Annotated in this window: 13 protein-coding genes and 2 tRNA genes; 8 read left to right on the forward strand and 7 right to left on the reverse strand. The window is 69.2% G+C overall.

Annotation, left to right across the window (positions count from 1 at the left end):
• The first annotated feature begins 37 nt into the window (after positions 1–37).
• From AB0I66_RS19815 to AB0I66_RS19825, 3 genes are all read left to right on the forward strand, one after another.
• Positions 38–502, forward strand: coding sequence for a molybdenum cofactor biosynthesis protein MoaE (locus AB0I66_RS19815; protein WP_363209162.1), 465 nt, complete (start codon positions 38–40; stop codon positions 500–502).
• A 308-nt stretch (positions 503–810) separates the two neighbouring features.
• Positions 811–981: a hypothetical protein gene (locus tag AB0I66_RS19820; RefSeq protein WP_363209163.1), complete on the forward strand. Its 171-nt coding sequence runs from the start codon at positions 811–813 to the stop codon at positions 979–981.
• A 51-nt stretch (positions 982–1,032) separates the two neighbouring features.
• Entirely contained in the window at positions 1,033–2,121 is a 1,089-nt protein-coding gene (locus AB0I66_RS19825; protein WP_363209164.1) for a PDZ domain-containing protein, read from the forward strand.
• Between the two features lie 53 nt (positions 2,122–2,174).
• Here the strand turns inward: AB0I66_RS19825 and AB0I66_RS19830 are convergent, their stop codons facing one another.
• Complete coding sequence (locus AB0I66_RS19830; RefSeq protein ID WP_363209165.1) at positions 2,175–2,714, reverse strand: PPA1309 family protein; 540 nt, start codon at positions 2,712–2,714, stop codon at positions 2,175–2,177.
• A gap of 146 nt (positions 2,715–2,860) precedes the next feature.
• Between AB0I66_RS19830 and AB0I66_RS19835 the strand changes: the two genes are divergently transcribed.
• The 4 genes from AB0I66_RS19835 (at position 2,861) to AB0I66_RS19850 (ending at position 8,218) form a co-directional block, all read left to right on the forward strand.
• Entirely contained in the window at positions 2,861–5,779 is a 2,919-nt protein-coding gene (locus tag AB0I66_RS19835; RefSeq protein ID WP_363209404.1) for a UPF0182 family protein, read from the forward strand.
• 50 nt (positions 5,780–5,829) lie between these two features.
• Positions 5,830–5,903 (forward strand) — tRNA-Met (locus AB0I66_RS19840).
• Positions 5,904–6,123: 220 nt separating this feature from the next.
• On the forward strand, positions 6,124–7,944 hold the full coding sequence (locus tag AB0I66_RS19845; RefSeq protein ID WP_363209166.1) for a tetratricopeptide repeat protein: 1,821 nt from the start codon (positions 6,124–6,126) through the stop codon (positions 7,942–7,944).
• Between the two features lie 200 nt (positions 7,945–8,144).
• Positions 8,145–8,218: transfer RNA gene (locus AB0I66_RS19850), tRNA-Met, on the forward strand.
• A gap of 64 nt (positions 8,219–8,282) precedes the next feature.
• On the opposite strand, the gene AB0I66_RS19855 is transcribed toward AB0I66_RS19850, so the two are convergent.
• The 4 genes from AB0I66_RS19855 to AB0I66_RS19870 all read right to left on the reverse strand — a co-directional run bounded on the left by AB0I66_RS19855 (position 8,283) and on the right by AB0I66_RS19870 (position 11,617).
• The gene (locus AB0I66_RS19855; RefSeq protein ID WP_363209405.1) at positions 8,283–9,431 is read right to left on the reverse strand and encodes an ABC transporter substrate-binding protein; all 1,149 of its coding nucleotides are present in this window, start codon (positions 9,429–9,431) and stop codon (positions 8,283–8,285) included.
• Between the two features lie 37 nt (positions 9,432–9,468).
• Entirely contained in the window at positions 9,469–10,347 is an 879-nt protein-coding gene (locus tag AB0I66_RS19860) for an ABC transporter permease (protein ID WP_363209167.1), read from the reverse strand.
• Positions 10,344–11,111: an ABC transporter ATP-binding protein gene (locus AB0I66_RS19865; RefSeq protein ID WP_363209168.1), complete on the reverse strand. Its 768-nt coding sequence runs from the start codon at positions 11,109–11,111 to the stop codon at positions 10,344–10,346. The genes AB0I66_RS19860 and AB0I66_RS19865 overlap by 4 nt, the downstream gene beginning before the upstream one ends.
• A gap of 89 nt (positions 11,112–11,200) precedes the next feature.
• Positions 11,201–11,617, reverse strand: a complete 417-nt coding sequence (locus AB0I66_RS19870) for a Fur family transcriptional regulator (RefSeq protein ID WP_363209169.1) — start codon at positions 11,615–11,617, stop codon at positions 11,201–11,203.
• Between the two features lie 144 nt (positions 11,618–11,761).
• Here AB0I66_RS19870 and AB0I66_RS19875 point away from each other — a divergent pair, with 144 nt between their 5' ends.
• The gene (locus AB0I66_RS19875) at positions 11,762–13,213 is read left to right on the forward strand and encodes a catalase (RefSeq protein ID WP_363209170.1); all 1,452 of its coding nucleotides are present in this window, start codon (positions 11,762–11,764) and stop codon (positions 13,211–13,213) included.
• A gap of 73 nt (positions 13,214–13,286) precedes the next feature.
• Here the strand turns inward: AB0I66_RS19875 and AB0I66_RS19880 are convergent, their stop codons facing one another.
• Positions 13,287–13,685, reverse strand: a complete 399-nt coding sequence (locus tag AB0I66_RS19880; RefSeq protein ID WP_363209171.1) for a CBS domain-containing protein — start codon at positions 13,683–13,685, stop codon at positions 13,287–13,289.
• Between the two features lie 168 nt (positions 13,686–13,853).
• Positions 13,854–14,654, reverse strand: coding sequence for a histidinol-phosphatase (gene hisN / locus AB0I66_RS19885; protein ID WP_363209172.1), 801 nt, complete (start codon positions 14,652–14,654; stop codon positions 13,854–13,856).
• Positions 14,655–14,740: the final 86 nt, after the last annotated feature.

Below are 14,740 nucleotides of genomic sequence, written 5' to 3' on the forward strand. Positions count from 1 at the left end.
ATTCCGTGATGTCCGTGCCGTGCGGCACCATGGCCGCATGGCACGCACCACGAACGACCACCCCGGCGAGCAGGCCGCACAGGACCCCATCCGGCTGCTCGCGATCCGTGACGCACCGCTCTCCCTGGACGAGGTCTTTCGGGCGGTCGGCGACGACGCCGCGGGCGGCACGGCGCTCTTCGTGGGGACCGTGCGCAATCACGACGGCGGCGCGGACGTCGACGAGCTCGGCTATTCGACCCATCCGACGGCCGAGGCCGAGATGCGCCGAGTGGCGGAGAAGGTCGTCGCCGAGTTCCCGGTGCGCGCCCTGGCCGCCGTACACCGCGTGGGCGACCTGGCGGTGGGTGACCTCGCGGTCGTCGTGGCGGTCTCCTGCCCGCACCGCGGAGAGGCCTTCGCCGCCTGCCGCAAGCTGATCGACGACCTCAAGCACGAGGTGCCGATCTGGAAGCACCAACGATTCTCCGACGGCCAGGAGGAGTGGGTCGGCGCTTGCTGAGCCCGCCGTGGTCGGAACGGGATCGCGTCTGATCCGGCCGTTCGGACACGGTCGGCGGACGGAGTCCGACGCGGTCGGTCGAAGCCTGGGAGGCCCGCCAGGGCCGAGCAGTGCGAGAGCGGCCATCGGGGATTGGGCCGGCCAGGAGGAGTGGGTCGGCGCCTGCTGATCGGTTGCCGTCGCACCGGGCCAGTTAACCCAAGCGGCCTCCGGTTGCGTAACCCGACCCCTGGCGTGAGCGTTGACGCAGCGGATGGTTAATCTGCTGATCAGTCAGTTGTTGTCGCTCAAGGGGTCGGGAGGTCGACATGGCATCACTTGCCTGGTTGCTGATTCCGTTCGCGGCAGCCGTCGGTGCGGGGCTGTGGGCCGCTCTGGCCGCGCGCAACCGCAAGTCCGGCAAGACCGGGGACCACTCCGAGCTGAACGGCTACGCGGCCTTCCGTGAGGCGATGGAGAAGTCCCACTCGGGCACGTGAGGCCGATGGCCCCGAAGGTGCACTGACAGACAGGTCCCGTACTGTCGTTCCATGCCACGCCGCACCGCGACGATGCTCGCCTCCACCCTGATGCTGATCGCGCTGCTCTGCGCCGGAGTCCTCATCAAAGTGCCGTACTCGGAGATGTCCCCGGGTCCGACGGTGAACACCCTCGGCGACCACGGCGGCGAGCCGGTGCTGCAGATCTCCGGCCACAAGACCTATCCGACGACCGGTCACCTCAACATGACGACGGTCCGGGTCACGAGTGCCGACTACAACATGAACATCGCGGAGGCCGTGTACGGCTGGATGGCCCACGACAACATCGTGGTGCCGCACGACACCCTCTACCCGGACGGCAAGACCGAGCAGCAGTCGAGCCAGGAGAACGCCGAGGAGTTCAGCCAGTCCCAGGAGAGCGCCAAGGTCGCCGCGCTCAGGGAGCTGGACCTCCCGGTGAAGTCGCAGGTCGTCGTCTCCACCGTCTTCAAGAACAGCCCCGCCGAGGGCAAGCTCCACGCGGGTGACGTCATCAAGAAGGTCGACGGCAAGCCCGTGAAGGAGATGACGGACGTCGCCGAGCTGGTCACGAAGCACAAGCCGGGCCAGGACGTCGTCTTCAGCCTCGTCCCCGTGAAGGAGGCGGCCGCCGCCGAGAAGGCCGGCAAGGAGCCGACCCGCACGGAGGACGTCAAGATCACCACCGAGAAGGCGAAGGACGGCCGCGCGATCGTCGGCATCCAGGCCGGCACCGATCACACGTTCCCGTTCACGATCGACATCAAGCTCGCCGACGTGGGCGGCCCCAGCGCCGGACTGATGTTCGCGCTCGGCATCGTCGACAAGCTGACCCCGAACGACCTCACCGGCGGCAATTTCGTGGCCGGCACCGGCACGATCGAGGACAACGGCAAGGTCGGCCCGATCGGCGGCATCGGCATGAAGACGGTCGGCGCGCGCGCCAAGGGCGCCGAGTACTTCCTGACGCCGAAGGACAACTGCGCCACGGCGGCCAAGGACGTCCCGGACGGCCTCACGCTGGTCAAGGTGGACACCATCGACGACGCGGTGGACTCCCTCGACGCCATCCGCAAGGGCGACACCGCGGACCTGCCGCAGTGCACGGTGAAGAAGTAGCTGGACGTACGCGGGCGGGGGCGACCCCACCCGCGTACGAGAACGGCGCGGTCTCAGGCGAACGTGGCCGCCAGCGCCTCCGCGAGGCCAGGAACCAGGTCGGACCCCGTGAGGACCTCGGTGGCCGAGTCCTTCTCGCGCAGCCGCAGGGCCGACTCGCGCGCACCGTCACGCAGCACCGCGACCGTCATGCGGACCTCCTGGCGGTCCGGGTGCTCGGCCACCCACTTCGCGAGCTGAGCCTCGCTGAGCCCTTCGGGGACGGACGTCTCCGCGGACGGCGGCAGCATCAGACGCTCCACCGTGAGCGCGCAGCCCGCCACGGCGTCCGGCCAGGCGATGGTGCCGAGGAACTCGTCCAGCGGCTTGCCCTCCGGGATCTCCTCCTGCTCGATGGGTGTGAGGCCGGTCTCCTCGGGGGAGTTGTCGAGGCCGAGCTGGTTGGCGAGGCCGGGTTCTTGGGAGCGCAGTCGCGCCGTGTCGACGAGCGCGAAGAGGCGTGCGGGCCGGTCCCAGCCGAGGCCGGACGCGTACTCGTCGATCTCGAGAACGGCACGGGTGAGGGGGCTCGCTGCCATGGGAGTGTTGGACATGGTCACAATCCTGCCTCGTTAGTCCCGAGAAACGGGAACCGAGTAAAGCGTAGGTAAGTTGCATAGGTGTGGGTCCACGATCACAGGGCCCTGACGGATCAACAGAATCAACATCGAACTTCGAGGTGCGCACCTTGGCTTTCCAGATGCCGGACCGCGGCGGAGGCCCGACGGGGCCACGGATCAGAGTGGGCCGACCGTCCCGTCGCGTCCGGACCTTGCTCATGACACTGGGCATCCTGGCGGTACTCGCCATGGTGTTCGTCATGTTCGCGGGGTTCTGGACGGACTGGCTCTGGTACCGCTCGGTTAACTATTCGTCGGTCTTCACGACGACACTGTGGACCAAGATCGGCCTGTTCTTCGTCTTCGGCCTGCTGATGGCGGCCGCGGTCGGACTGAACATCTGGCTGGCGCACCGGCTGCGCCCGCCGCTGAGCGCCATGTCGATGGAGCAGCAGAGCCTCGACCGGTACCGCATGAGCATCGCGCCGTACAAGAAGTGGCTGCTGCTCGGCATCGCCACGCTCGTCGGCCTGATCGCGGGCGCGTCCGCGGCGGGCCAGTGGCGCACATGGCTGCTGTGGGTGAACGGCGTCTCCTTCAACCAGAAGGACCCGCAGTTCCACCTGGACGTGTCTTTCTTCGCGTTCGACCTGCCCTGGTACCGCTTCCTGCTCGGCTTCGGCTTCGCGGCCACGGTGCTCTCCCTGATCGCCGCCGCCCTGACGCACTACCTGTACGGCGGGCTGCGGGTCACCAGCCCCGGCGCGCGCGCCACGGCCGCGTCCACCGGGCACCTGTCGGTGCTGCTCGGCGTCTTCGTGACGCTCAAGGCAGTGGCGTACTGGCTCGACCGGTACGGCCTCGCGGTGAAGTCCAGCGACTTCAAGGCGACGGGCGACTGGACGGGTCTTCGCTACGTGGACGCGAACGCGTACCTGCCGGCCAAGACCATCCTCTTCTGCATCGCCGTCATCTGCGCCCTGCTCTTCTTCGGGACGCTGTGGCGGCGCACCTGGCAGCTGCCGGTCATCGGCTTCGGCCTGATGGTCCTCTCCGCCATCCTGATCGGCGGTCTGTACCCGGCCATCGTGCAGAAGTTCCAGGTCCAGCCGAACGAGCAGGCCAAGGAAGCGCCGTACATCGAGAAGAACATCGCGGCGACACGCGACGCGTACGGCATCAGCAACGTGAAGCCCGAGGACTACAAGGGCGCCGGCAAGGCCGACGAGGACCCGGAGAAGAAGCGCGACGACGCGGACTCGGCCGCCAACTACCGGCTGAACGACCCGAACATCGTCTCGCCGACGTTCCAGCAGCTTGAGCAGGAGCGCGAGTACTACCGCTTCCCGACGACCCTGGACGTGGACCGTTACAACGGCCAGGACACCATCGTCGGTCTGCGTGAGCTCAGCCTCGACAAGCTCGACAAGCGCAACTGGATCAACGACCACTTCGCCTACACCCACGGGTACGGCATGGTCACGGCCAAGGGCACGGAGACCAAGAAGGGCTCCAAGGGCGCCCCGGACTTCACGAACTACGGTCTGCCGACCTCCGGCAACCTCGGTGAGTACGAGCAGCGGATCTACTACGGCGAGAAGACCACCCAGTACTCGATCGTCGGCGGGCCCCAGAAGGAGCTCGACTACGAAGAGGACGGCGGCGGCCAGAAGACCTACAGCTACAAGGGCGACAGCGGGGTCAATCTCTCCAACCCGATCAACCGCGCGGCCTACGCGGTGTCCTTCGGTGAGCCGCAGATGCTGTACTCGGGCGCGATCGGTGAGGGGTCGCGGATCCTCTACAACCGCACCCCCAAGGAGCGCGTCGAGTCGGTGGCTCCCTGGCTGACCATCGACGGCGACACGTATCCGACGGTCGTCAACGGCAGGATCCAGTGGGTCGTCGACGCCTACACGACCAGCAACGGCTATCCGTACGCCTCGCGGACCACGCTCGGAGACACCACGGCCGACTCGCTGTCGGAGTCCGACGACGCGCGCGCGGTGGTGGCCCAGCAGAACCAGGTCAACTACATCCGCAACTCGGTGAAGGCGACCGTCGACGCGTACACCGGAGAGGTCAAGCTCTACACCTGGGACGACAAGGACCCGGTCCTGAAGACCTGGAAGAAGGCGTTCCCGGACACCGTCAAGGACAAGGGTGAGATCCCCAAGGCCCTGATGGACCACCTGCGCTACCCCCAGGACATGTTCAAGGTGCAGCGCGAGCTCCTGACGCTCTACCACGTCACGGACCCGGGCCAGTTCTACAACGCGAGTGACGCCTGGCAGGTGCCGAACGACCCGACGAAGAAGGACAACAGCGCGGTTCCGCCGTACTACCTGTCCATGAAGACGCCGGGCCAGACGCAGCAGCAGTTCGCACTGACGACGACGTTCACCCCCAGCGGGCGCCCCAATCTGCGCGCCTTCATGACGGTCGACGCCGACGCCAGAAGCAAGGACTTCGGCAAGATGCAACTGCTGAGAGTCACGGGCGACGTGGACGGCCCCGAACAGGTCCAGAACAAGCTGAACTCGATGACCGAGGTCGGTAACTTCGTCCGGGACATGAAGGGCGCCGACTCCGACGTCCTCTACGGAAACCTGCTGACGGTGCCACTGGACGACGGGTTCCTCTACGTAGAGCCGGTGTACGTACAGGGACGCAAGTCGGCGTACCCGCTCCTGAAGAAGGTCGCGGTGTCCTACGGCACGGAGACCGCGTTCGCGGACTCCCTGAGCGACGGCCTCAACCAGGTCTTCGGCGCCGAGGGGACCACCAAGCCACCGGCCGACGAGGGCGACACGGACGAGCCGACCGAGCCGCCCAAGTCGAACGACCCGACGGTGCAGGCCGCCCTGAACGACGCCCAGAAGGCGTTCGAGGACGGGCAGACGGCCCTGAAGGACGGCGACTGGGAGGCGTACGGCAAGGCGCAGGACGACCTGCAGGAAGCCCTGCAGCGCGCCGAGGACGCCCAGGCCAAGGCGGGCGACGACAACAAGGGCGGCGACAAGAACAGCGACGACAAGGGCGACAAGAAGGGCGGCTGACCAGCTGCGAAACACCCCCTCCGCGCCGTGGTACGGTTGCAGCACAACGGCGCGGGGTGGAGCAGCTCGGTAGCTCGCTGGGCTCATAACCCAGAGGTCGCAGGTTCAAATCCTGTCCCCGCTACTCAAGGCAAAGGCCCGGATCCTTATCGGATCCGGGCCTTCGTCGTGTGTGCGTGGGGCCCGTGACGTCGTGCGCTGGTCTGTGCGAACCGTGCGCCGCCCGGGGGGAGTTGAGGGATTCGTGTTTGACTTATCTCTCTGTGGGCATGTCGACAAAACGCTGAAGTGACCTCACTGGCTGCGGTATTTCAGGTATACCCAGGGTTGCAGGTGGTGCGACGATGGACGTTATGGGGGACAAGGCAACTCTGTTGGATACAGGGCGGTTTGTGCAGGCGGCCGACCGGGAGGATCCCGGGACGGCCGCCGAAGAGTTGCGCCATCGGATGGCCGCCGAGGCCGGGGATGTCGACGCGATGAGCGTCCTCGGAAGCCTGCTGCTGCGCCGCGGTGATCTCGACGGGGCCGAGTCCCTGCTGCGCGCCGCGACCGCCGAGGGCGACCGTGCCGCGGCCAACAACCTCGGGGTCCTCCTCCACCAGCGCGGGTACGCCGACGAGGCGGCCGGCTGGTGGCGGGTCGCCGCCGTGGCCGGTTCCGCCGCTGCCGCGCACGCGCTCGGGCGCCACCACCGTGAGCGCGGCGACGAGCCCGCCGCGGAGTACTGGCTGCGGCAGTCCGCCGAGCAGGGTCACGCCCTGGGCGCGTACGCCCTCGCCGATCTTCTCGAGCACCGCGGTGACGTCGGCGCCGAGCGCTGGATGCGGGCCTCGGCCGAGCGCGGTCACCGCGAGGCCGCGTACAGGATCGCCCGCGCCCTCGACCGGCGGGCGACCGCCGAGCGCACCGTCGGCAAGCCCGCGGCGAAGGCCGACGTCAAAGGAGCACGTTCCGCCGCCGCCGAGGCCGAGCAGTGGTACCGCCAGGCCGCCGCGCGCGGACACCGGCGGGCCGCGCTGCATCTCGGCGCGATCCTGGAGCAGCGCGGCGAGCTGAAGGAGGCCGGGCGCTGGTACCTGAACTCCGCGAAGGACGGCGAGGCGCGTGCAGCCTGCGCCCTCGGCTTCCTGCTGCGTGACGCGGGCGACGAGGAGAGCGCCGCCGTCTGGTGGCTGAAAGCAGCCCAGGACGGCGACGGGAACGCCGCGAACGCCCTGGGCGCGCTGCACGCCGAGCGCGGCGAGACCCAGACCGCCGAGCGCTGGTACAGGGCCGCCATGGACGCGGGCGACGTGAACGGCGCGTACAACCTCGGTCTGCTCTGCGCCGAGCAGGGGCGGACCGCGCAGGCCGACCAGTGGTACAGGCGTGCCGCGTACGCCGGTCACCGCGAGGCCGCCAACGCGCTTGCCGTGCTGCTGCTCCAGGGCGGCGACGCGGCGGGCGCCGAGCCGTGGTTCTCCAAGGCGGCCGAGGCGGGCAGCGTGGACGCGGCCTTCAACCTCGGGATCCTGTACGCGTCCCGGGACGACGACGACTCCGCCCTGCCCTGGTACGAGCGTGCGGCGGCCGCCGGGCACACCGAGGCCGCGCTCCAGGTCGGCACCGCGCGGCTGCGGGACGGCGACGAGCAGGAGGCCGAGCGGCATCTGCGGTGCGCTGCCGGTGGCGGCAGCGCGGAGGCGGCGTACCGCCTCGGCACCCTGCTCGACGCGCGGCGGTCCGCCGCGGGCCCGCCCGCGCTGGGGGAGCCCGCCGCCGAGAAGACCGAGTGCGAGGAGTGGTACGAGCGGGCTGCCCAGCAGGGGCACCGGCGTGCGCAGGTGCGGGTCGGGATGCTGGCCGCGGGGCGCGGGGATGTCGTCGAGGCGGCGCGGTGGTACCGCCTCGCGGCGGACGCGGGCAGCCGGAACGGGGCGTTCAACCTGGGGCTTCTCCTTGCCCGTGAGGGGAGTGAGCCCGAGGCCGCGCTCTGGTGGACGCGGGCCGCTGACGCGGGGCACGGGCGGGCGGCTCTGCGGCTTGCGCTGCTCTACGCTCGGCGCGGGCAGCTGGTCGAGGGGCAGCGGTGGGCCGCACGTGCCGTGGAGCTTGGGCCGGCCGAGGTTTCCGAGAGGGCCGCTCGGTTGCGTGAAGCCTTGCAGCAGGAGCTGACTGCCTAGCCCTCTGCCTTGGCTCGCCCTGCCCGCGTGTGCCTTGCGCCTTGCGCCTGCGCCTGTTCTGACTTCCCGCTGTCAAGCGGGTGCGGGCCGTCTGTGGGCTGTGCCCACCCGTTCCGCCCTGCGGAACGCCTGCCCACAGCCAGGGCCCGGAACGGATTTGCGCTGGTCGTCGACCCTGACGTACGGTTGCAACACAACGGCGCGGGGTGGAGCAGCTCGGTAGCTCGCTGGGCTCATAACCCAGAGGTCGCAGGTTCAAATCCTGTCCCCGCTACTAAAGGCCAGAGGCCGGGAAGCATTAGCTTCCCGGCCTCTGGTGTGTTCAGGGCGGCGCTTGATCAAGGCCCCTTGTGTCCCACCGCCTCCTCGTACAGCTTGCGGTCCACCGCCTTCCCCTCCGGGACCTTCTCGCCCTCGGCGACGCCCGCGGCCTCGTACGCCGCCTGGAGCCGGTCCGTCGTGCCCGACCGGATCTCCCAGTCCATGCGCAGTGACGGAGTCGACCTCAGGACCGCCTCGTCGATCTTCAGGAGCTTCGCGAGGTCGGCCACGAAGGCCTTGTCCGCCTTGTAGTCACCGGCGAAGTACGTGTTCACGGTCCGGATGTACGCGCGCAGCAGCGCGACGCCCGCGTCCGGGTCCTCGGTCAGGAGATGGGGACCGAAGAGCAGACCGCCGAGCGGTTCGCCTTGGGGCTGGCCGCCGAGGAAGGCGTACCGCTCGTCGCCGTCGACCTTGCGCCAGACCGGGTCGAGGAGCCACGCGGAGTCCGTGCCGCCGTTCTGGAGTGCCGTCAGGACGTCCGCCGAACCCAGCTGCTGGAACTGGATCTTGTCGAGGCCGCCGCCGTGCTTCTTCAGGGCCTTGCCCATGGGGTACGAGATGACCGAGCCCTTGCCGATCATGGTGCCGAGCTTGCGGCCCGCCATCGGGACGTGGTCCGCGCTCTCGCCCTTCTTCAGCTTCACCCAGAGCCCGCTCTTGGACTTCGGGTCGGGGGAGAAGTTCCCGGCGGCCCATTTGATGGTGAAGCCGCCCGTGATGCCGTTCATGACGGCGGCCTCGGGTGCGGCCCACTGGGCGTCGATGTCGCCCTTGGCGAGGAGGGGGAGTGCGTCGGGGGTCGGCAGGACCTTGAGCTGGACGTTCAGGCCCTCCTTCTTGAACTCGCCCTTCTCCACGGCCATTTGGAGGGGTGCGACGTACTCGGCGCTGAGCGTGCCCGTGGCGATGGTGAGGTCGCGTTCCTTCGGCAGCGGGCGTGGCGCCGGGGCGCCCTTGTCGCAGCGGGCGGGCGCGCGGTCCTCGGCGAGGTCGGACGGGTCCGTCCAGCTGCCCTCGCCGCAGCCGGCGACCGCCTTGACGGCGCGGGGCTTCGCGGGCGCGGCCGAGTCCGGGGCGTCGTCCTCCTTCGCGCAGCCCGCGGAGGCGAGCAGCGAGCCCGCCACCAGGAGGGTCAGGGCGGAGAACCGGGTGCGGGTGTGCATGGAGCCTCCGTACGCGTACGAATGGTTCATGACTGGTTCATGACTGGCTTCTGCCGCGGTCGCGCGGGGCCCACGGGGTGAGCAACCGGCCCGCGATCCGCACCAGTTCGGAGAAGACGACGCCGAGCACGGCGACGCAGACGATGCCGACGAACATCACGTCGTTCTGGAACAGCGCCCGGGAGTCGAAGATGAGGTGCCCGAGGCCGTTCGACGCCGCGATCTGCTCGGACGCCACGATCACCAGGACCGCGACGCCCGCCGCGATGCGCGCGCCCACGAGCACGGCGGGCAGCGAGGCGGGCAGCAGGACGTGGCGGAACATCTGCCACGGCGAGGCCCCGAAGACCTGGCCCGCGTCTCGGTGCCCCGACGGCACGGCGAGCACCGCCGCCATCGTCGAGATCCAGACGAAGAAGAAGACGGTGGCCGCCACGAGCGCGATCTGCGGGCCCTCCCCGAGGCCGAACATGTTCAGGAAGACGGGCAGCAGGGCCAGCTTCGGTACGACGTACAGCGCGTCCAGGAGCGGTTCGAGCGCCGCGCGTACGAGGGAGAGCGAGCCCATGAGGAGGCCGAGCGCGTAGCCGGTGACCGTGCCGATCGCGTAACCGGCGAGCACGCGCTTGAGCGTGGCCCACACGTCGGGCCACAGGTCGCCGTCCGCCGCGCGCTCCCAGCCGTCCTCCAGGATGGTCTGGGGAGCGGGGTAGACGCGGTCGTCGATCCAGGCCTGGGTGGCGGCGAGTTGCCACAGGAGGAGCAGGGCGAGGGGGACGGCCACGGCGAGGCCGATCTCCAGGGTGCGGCGCCTGCGGTGGGTGCGGGCGGGGTGCAGTTCCTGGGGGCCCGGCCTGCGGACCAGTACGCCGTCCTCCTCGGGGTCGGCCGCCTTGCGGGGGGTGGTCGTCGTCATGCCGGGACCACCTCGCCGCGCAGCAGGTCCCACAACTCGCCCTTGAGGGCGGTGAATTCGGGCGTCGTGCGTACGTCACCGCTGCGGGGCCTCGGGAACGGCGGGCGGTGTTCGGCGATGATGCGGCCCGGCCGGGCGGACATGACCAGGACGCGGTCGCCGAGGACGATCGCCTCTTCGAGGCTGTGGGTGATGAAGAGGGTGGTGGTACGGGTGGTCTGGGTGAGGTCCAGGAGCTCGTCCTGGAGGATCGTGCGGAGCTGGGCGTCCAGGGCCGCGAACGGCTCGTCCATCAGGAGGATCTCGGGCTCCACGGCCAGGGCACGGGCGATGGCCACGCGTTGGCGCATGCCGCCGGAGAGGGCGGCGGGATAGGCGTCGGCGAAGTCGGCCAGGCCGAGGCGGGTCAGCCAGTCGGTGGCGCGGGCGTTCGCTTCTTTTCGCGGTACGCGCTGGATGTCGAGGCCGAAGCGGACGTTGGCCTGGACGGTCTTCCAGTCGTAGATGCCGTAGTCCTGGAAGATCATGGCGGCGGGGCGCGGGTCCGCGGTGCGGATCGTCAGGCGGCCCTGGCTCGGTCGCAGCAGGCCTGCGGCTATGCGGAGCAGGGTCGACTTTCCGCAGCCCGAGGGGCCGACGATGCAGGTGAATTCGCCTGGGGCGATGGTGAGGTCGACCGGGCCCAGGGCGTCCACGGCTCTGGCGCCCCTGCCGAAGGTTCTCGTGACTGCGTGGGCTTCTAGTTTCGGGTGCGGGTCTCCCACGGGAATCTCCTTGCGGAGGGCAGGCGGATATCAGGGCCCGCCGACGATATGACGCACCGTCAGATTCCGGAAGAGGCGTGCTGAAAGCCCTACGCCGCCGCGCAGTTCGGGCACGTGCCCCTGTACGTGACGTCCGCGCCCTCGACGGTGAAGCCGAAGCGCTCCGAGTCGGGGAGGCTGCTCAGCGGGTTGCCCGTGGGGTGGACGTCGCGGATCGTGCCGCACTGCGCGCACACCAGGTGCTGGTGGGGGCGGTGGGCGTTCGGGTCGTACCGCTTGGCCCTGCGGTCCGTCGAGACCTCGATGACCTCGCCGAGGGTCACCAGCTCGCCCAGGGTGTTGTAGACGGTCGCGCGGGAGATCTCCGGCAGCTTGCCGACGGCGCGGGCGTGCACCTCGTCCGCCGTCAGGTGGACGTGGTCCCCGTCGAGGACCTCGGCCACGACGCGCCGCTGCGCGGTCATGCGCCAGCCGCGGCCGCGCAGTCGTTCCAACAGGTCGCTCATGTGAACCAGCCTAACAGGTAGAGAGCCTAAGTCCCGACGAGGTGTGACTTTGGATGCTTACTTGACTTAGACAATGTCTATCGTAGGATCGGGTTCAGCAAACACCTAGGGACAGGACCCGCAGGAATGACGCAGGAGGCGCACGTGACGCAGGGACCGCTCACCACGGAGGCCGGAGCGCCGGTCGCCGACAACCAGCAGAGCGAGACCGCGGGTCTCGGCGGACCGGTGCTCGTGCAGGACCAGCTCCTGCTCGAGAAGCTCGCCCACTTCAACCGTGAGCGCATCCCGGAGCGTGTCGTGCACGCCCGTGGCGCCGGCGCGTACGGCACGTTCACGCTCACCCGTGACGTCTCGCAGTGGACGCGGGCCAAGTTCCTCTCAGAGGTCGGCAAGCAGACCGAGACGTTCCTGCGCTTCTCCACGGTGGCGGGCAACCTCGGCGCGGCCGACGCGGTACGCGACCCGCGCGGCTGGGCGCTGAAGTTCTACACCGAAGAGGGCAACTACGACCTCGTCGGCAACAACACCCCGGTCTTCTTCATCCGGGACGCCATCAAGTTCCCCGACTTCATCCACACCCAGAAGCGCGACCCGTACACGGGCTCGCAGGAGGCGGACAACGTCTGGGACTTCTGGGGCCTCAGCCCGGAGAGCACCCACCAGGTGACCTGGCTGTTCGGCGACCGCGGCATCCCCGCCTCGTACCGCCACATGGACGGCTTCGGCTCGCACACGTTCCAGTGGAACAACGAGGCCGGCGAGGTCTTCTGGGTCAAGTACCACTTCAAGACCGATCAGGGCATCAAGAACCTCACGCAGGACGAGGCCAACAAGCTCGCCGGTGAGGACCCCGACTCGCACCAGCGCGACCTGCGCCAGTCGATCGAGCGCGGCGACTTCCCGTCCTGGACCGTGCAGGTGCAGATCATGCCCGCGGCCGAGGCCTCGACGTACCGCTTCAACCCGTTCGACCTCACCAAGGTGTGGCCGCACGCGGACTACCCGCCGATCGAGATCGGCAAGCTGGAGCTCAACCGCAACCCGGAGAACGTCTTCGCGGAGGTCGAGCAGTCCATCTTCTCGCCCGCCCACTTCGTGCCCGGCATCGGCCCGTCCCCGGACAAGATGCTCCAGGGCCGTCTCTTCGCGTACGGCGACGCCCACCGCTACCGCGTCGGCATCAACGCCGACCACCTGCCGGTGAACCGCCCGCACGCCACCGAGGCGCGCACCAACTCGCGTGACGGCGCGCTGTACGACGGCCGTCACAAGGGCACGAAGAACTACGAGCCGAACTCCTTCGGCGGCCCCTTCCAGACGGACCGCGCGCTGTGGCAGCCCGTCCCCGTCACCGGCGCCACCGGCAACCACGAGACGCCCCGGCACGCCGAGGACAACGACTTCGTGCAGGCGGGCAACCTCTACCGCCTGATGTCCGAGGACGAGAAGAACCGCCTGGTCGACAACCTGGCGGGCTTCCTCGCCAAGGTCTCGCGCGAGGACATCGTGGACCGCGGGATCAACAACTTCCGTCAGGCGGACGGTGACTTCGGCAAGCGTCTGGAGGCCGCGGTCCAGGCCCTGCGCGGCTGAGATCGCTTGTCGTAGGTAAAAGGCGGGCCGGATCCCCTCGGGGGTCCGGCCCGCTGTCGTGTCGGGGGAGCGCTCAGACCGTGAGGGTGGGTGCGGGCTGCCTGCTCGGGGCCCAGCAGCGGATGATGTCACGGACCGAGACGATGCCGGTCGGTTCGTTGCCGTCCATCACGATCAGGTGCCGGAAGCCGCCGTGCGACATGGCGTCGGCCGCCTCCTCCAAGGTCCAGGACGGTGCGGCGAAGACGACGTCGGTCGTGGTGTGGGTGCCTGCGGTCTCGGTGTCGGGGTTCTGGCCGAGGCCCAGCGAGACGAGGACGTCGCGCTCGGTCAGGATTCCTAGGCCGGTGTCGGCGTCGAGGACGACGGCCGCGCCGACGCGGCGCGCCGACATCAGCCGGGCCGCCTGGCGCAGTGTGTGGGCGGGACCGATGGTGAGGACCATCGTGCTCATGGCGTCGCGGACGAGCATGGGCTTGAGCCACCTCCTGAGTGGACCGCAAGAGAAGCGATTCACAAGTTCACAAGTGGGGGGACTCTCAGAGTCGCAGCCATGCGGGGAGTCAACAAGGGGGCGCGTGCTGCCGGTTCAGGGCGTACGCACAAGGGGTGCGCGCCCCGGACGTGCGGGGCGCCTGCCTCAGTAGCGCTGGTTGAGGTAGCCGAGCAGTTCCTCGTGGAGCAGGCCGTTCGACGCCGCCGCGTTGCCGCTGTGCGGGCCCGGAGTGCCGTCGAGGCCGGTGAAGGTGCCGCCCGCCTCGGTCACGATGATCGCGGTCGCCGCCATGTCCCAGAGCGAGAGCTCGGGCTCCGCGCAGATGTCGACCGAGCCCTCGGCGACCATCATGTAAGGCCAGAAGTCGCCGTACCCCCGGGTGCGCCAGACCGCGCGCGTGAGGTCCATGAACCCGTCGAGGCGGCCCTGCTCCTCCCAGCCCGTGAGCGAGGAGTACGCGAACGAGGCGTCCTGGAGCCGCGAGACCTTGGAGGCGTGCAGCCGCGTCGCGGAGGTCAGGCTGCGCCCGGTGTAGGCCCCGGCGCCCTTCGCGGCCCACCAGCGGCGGCCGAGCGCGGGCGCCGACACGACGCCCACCACCGGCTGGAAGCCGCCCTCGCCCGCCTCCATCAAGGAGATCAGCGTGGCCCAGACCGGCACCCCGCGCACATAGTTCTTGGTGCCGTCGATCGGGTCGATCACCCAGCGGCGCGGGCCCGTGCCCTCGACGCCGAACTCCTCGCCGAGGATCGCGTCGCGCGGCCGTCCCCGCTTCAGGTTCGACCGGATCAGCTCCTCGGCCGTTTTGTCCGCCTCGCTCACCGGCGTCATGTCCGGCTTGGTCTCGACCTTGAGGTCGAGAGCCTTGAACCGGTCCATCGTCGCGGCGTCGGCGGCGTCCGCGAGGACATGGGCAAGACGCAGATCATCGTGGTAGTCGGGCATGAGTGAACAGTATCGATCTCGTTGTGCCTGAGCCACAGCGCCGTATGTCCGGGCCATTCCGGGACATGACGCATACCGTGCCAGGT

Source organism: Streptomyces sp. NPDC050439 (assembly GCF_040655335.1).
GTDB lineage: Bacteria > Actinomycetota > Actinomycetes > Streptomycetales > Streptomycetaceae > Streptomyces.

Bases quoted from the DNA above. Each gene is read 5' to 3' on its own strand.
- AB0I66_RS19815 (WP_363209162.1), top strand. From the start codon at position 38: ATGGCACGCACCACGAACGACCACCCCGGCGAGCAGGCCGCACAGGAC.
- AB0I66_RS19820 (WP_363209163.1), top strand. From the start codon at position 811: ATGGCATCACTTGCCTGGTTGCTGATTCCGTTCGCGGCAGCCGTCGGT.
- AB0I66_RS19825 (WP_363209164.1), top strand. From the start codon at position 1,033: ATGCCACGCCGCACCGCGACGATGCTCGCCTCCACCCTGATGCTGATC.
- AB0I66_RS19830 (WP_363209165.1), bottom strand. From the start codon at position 2,714: ATGTCCAACACTCCCATGGCAGCGAGCCCCCTCACCCGTGCCGTTCTC.
- AB0I66_RS19835 (WP_363209404.1), top strand. From the start codon at position 2,861: ATGCCGGACCGCGGCGGAGGCCCGACGGGGCCACGGATCAGAGTGGGC.
- AB0I66_RS19845 (WP_363209166.1), top strand. From the start codon at position 6,124: ATGGACGTTATGGGGGACAAGGCAACTCTGTTGGATACAGGGCGGTTT.
- AB0I66_RS19855 (WP_363209405.1), bottom strand. From the start codon at position 9,431: ATGCACACCCGCACCCGGTTCTCCGCCCTGACCCTCCTGGTGGCGGGC.
- AB0I66_RS19860 (WP_363209167.1), bottom strand. From the start codon at position 10,347: ATGACGACGACCACCCCCCGCAAGGCGGCCGACCCCGAGGAGGACGGC.
- AB0I66_RS19870 (WP_363209169.1), bottom strand. From the start codon at position 11,617: ATGAGCGACCTGTTGGAACGACTGCGCGGCCGCGGCTGGCGCATGACC.
- AB0I66_RS19880 (WP_363209171.1), bottom strand. From the start codon at position 13,685: ATGCTCGTCCGCGACGCCATGAGCACGATGGTCCTCACCATCGGTCCC.
- hisN (WP_363209172.1), bottom strand. From the start codon at position 14,654: ATGCCCGACTACCACGATGATCTGCGTCTTGCCCATGTCCTCGCGGAC.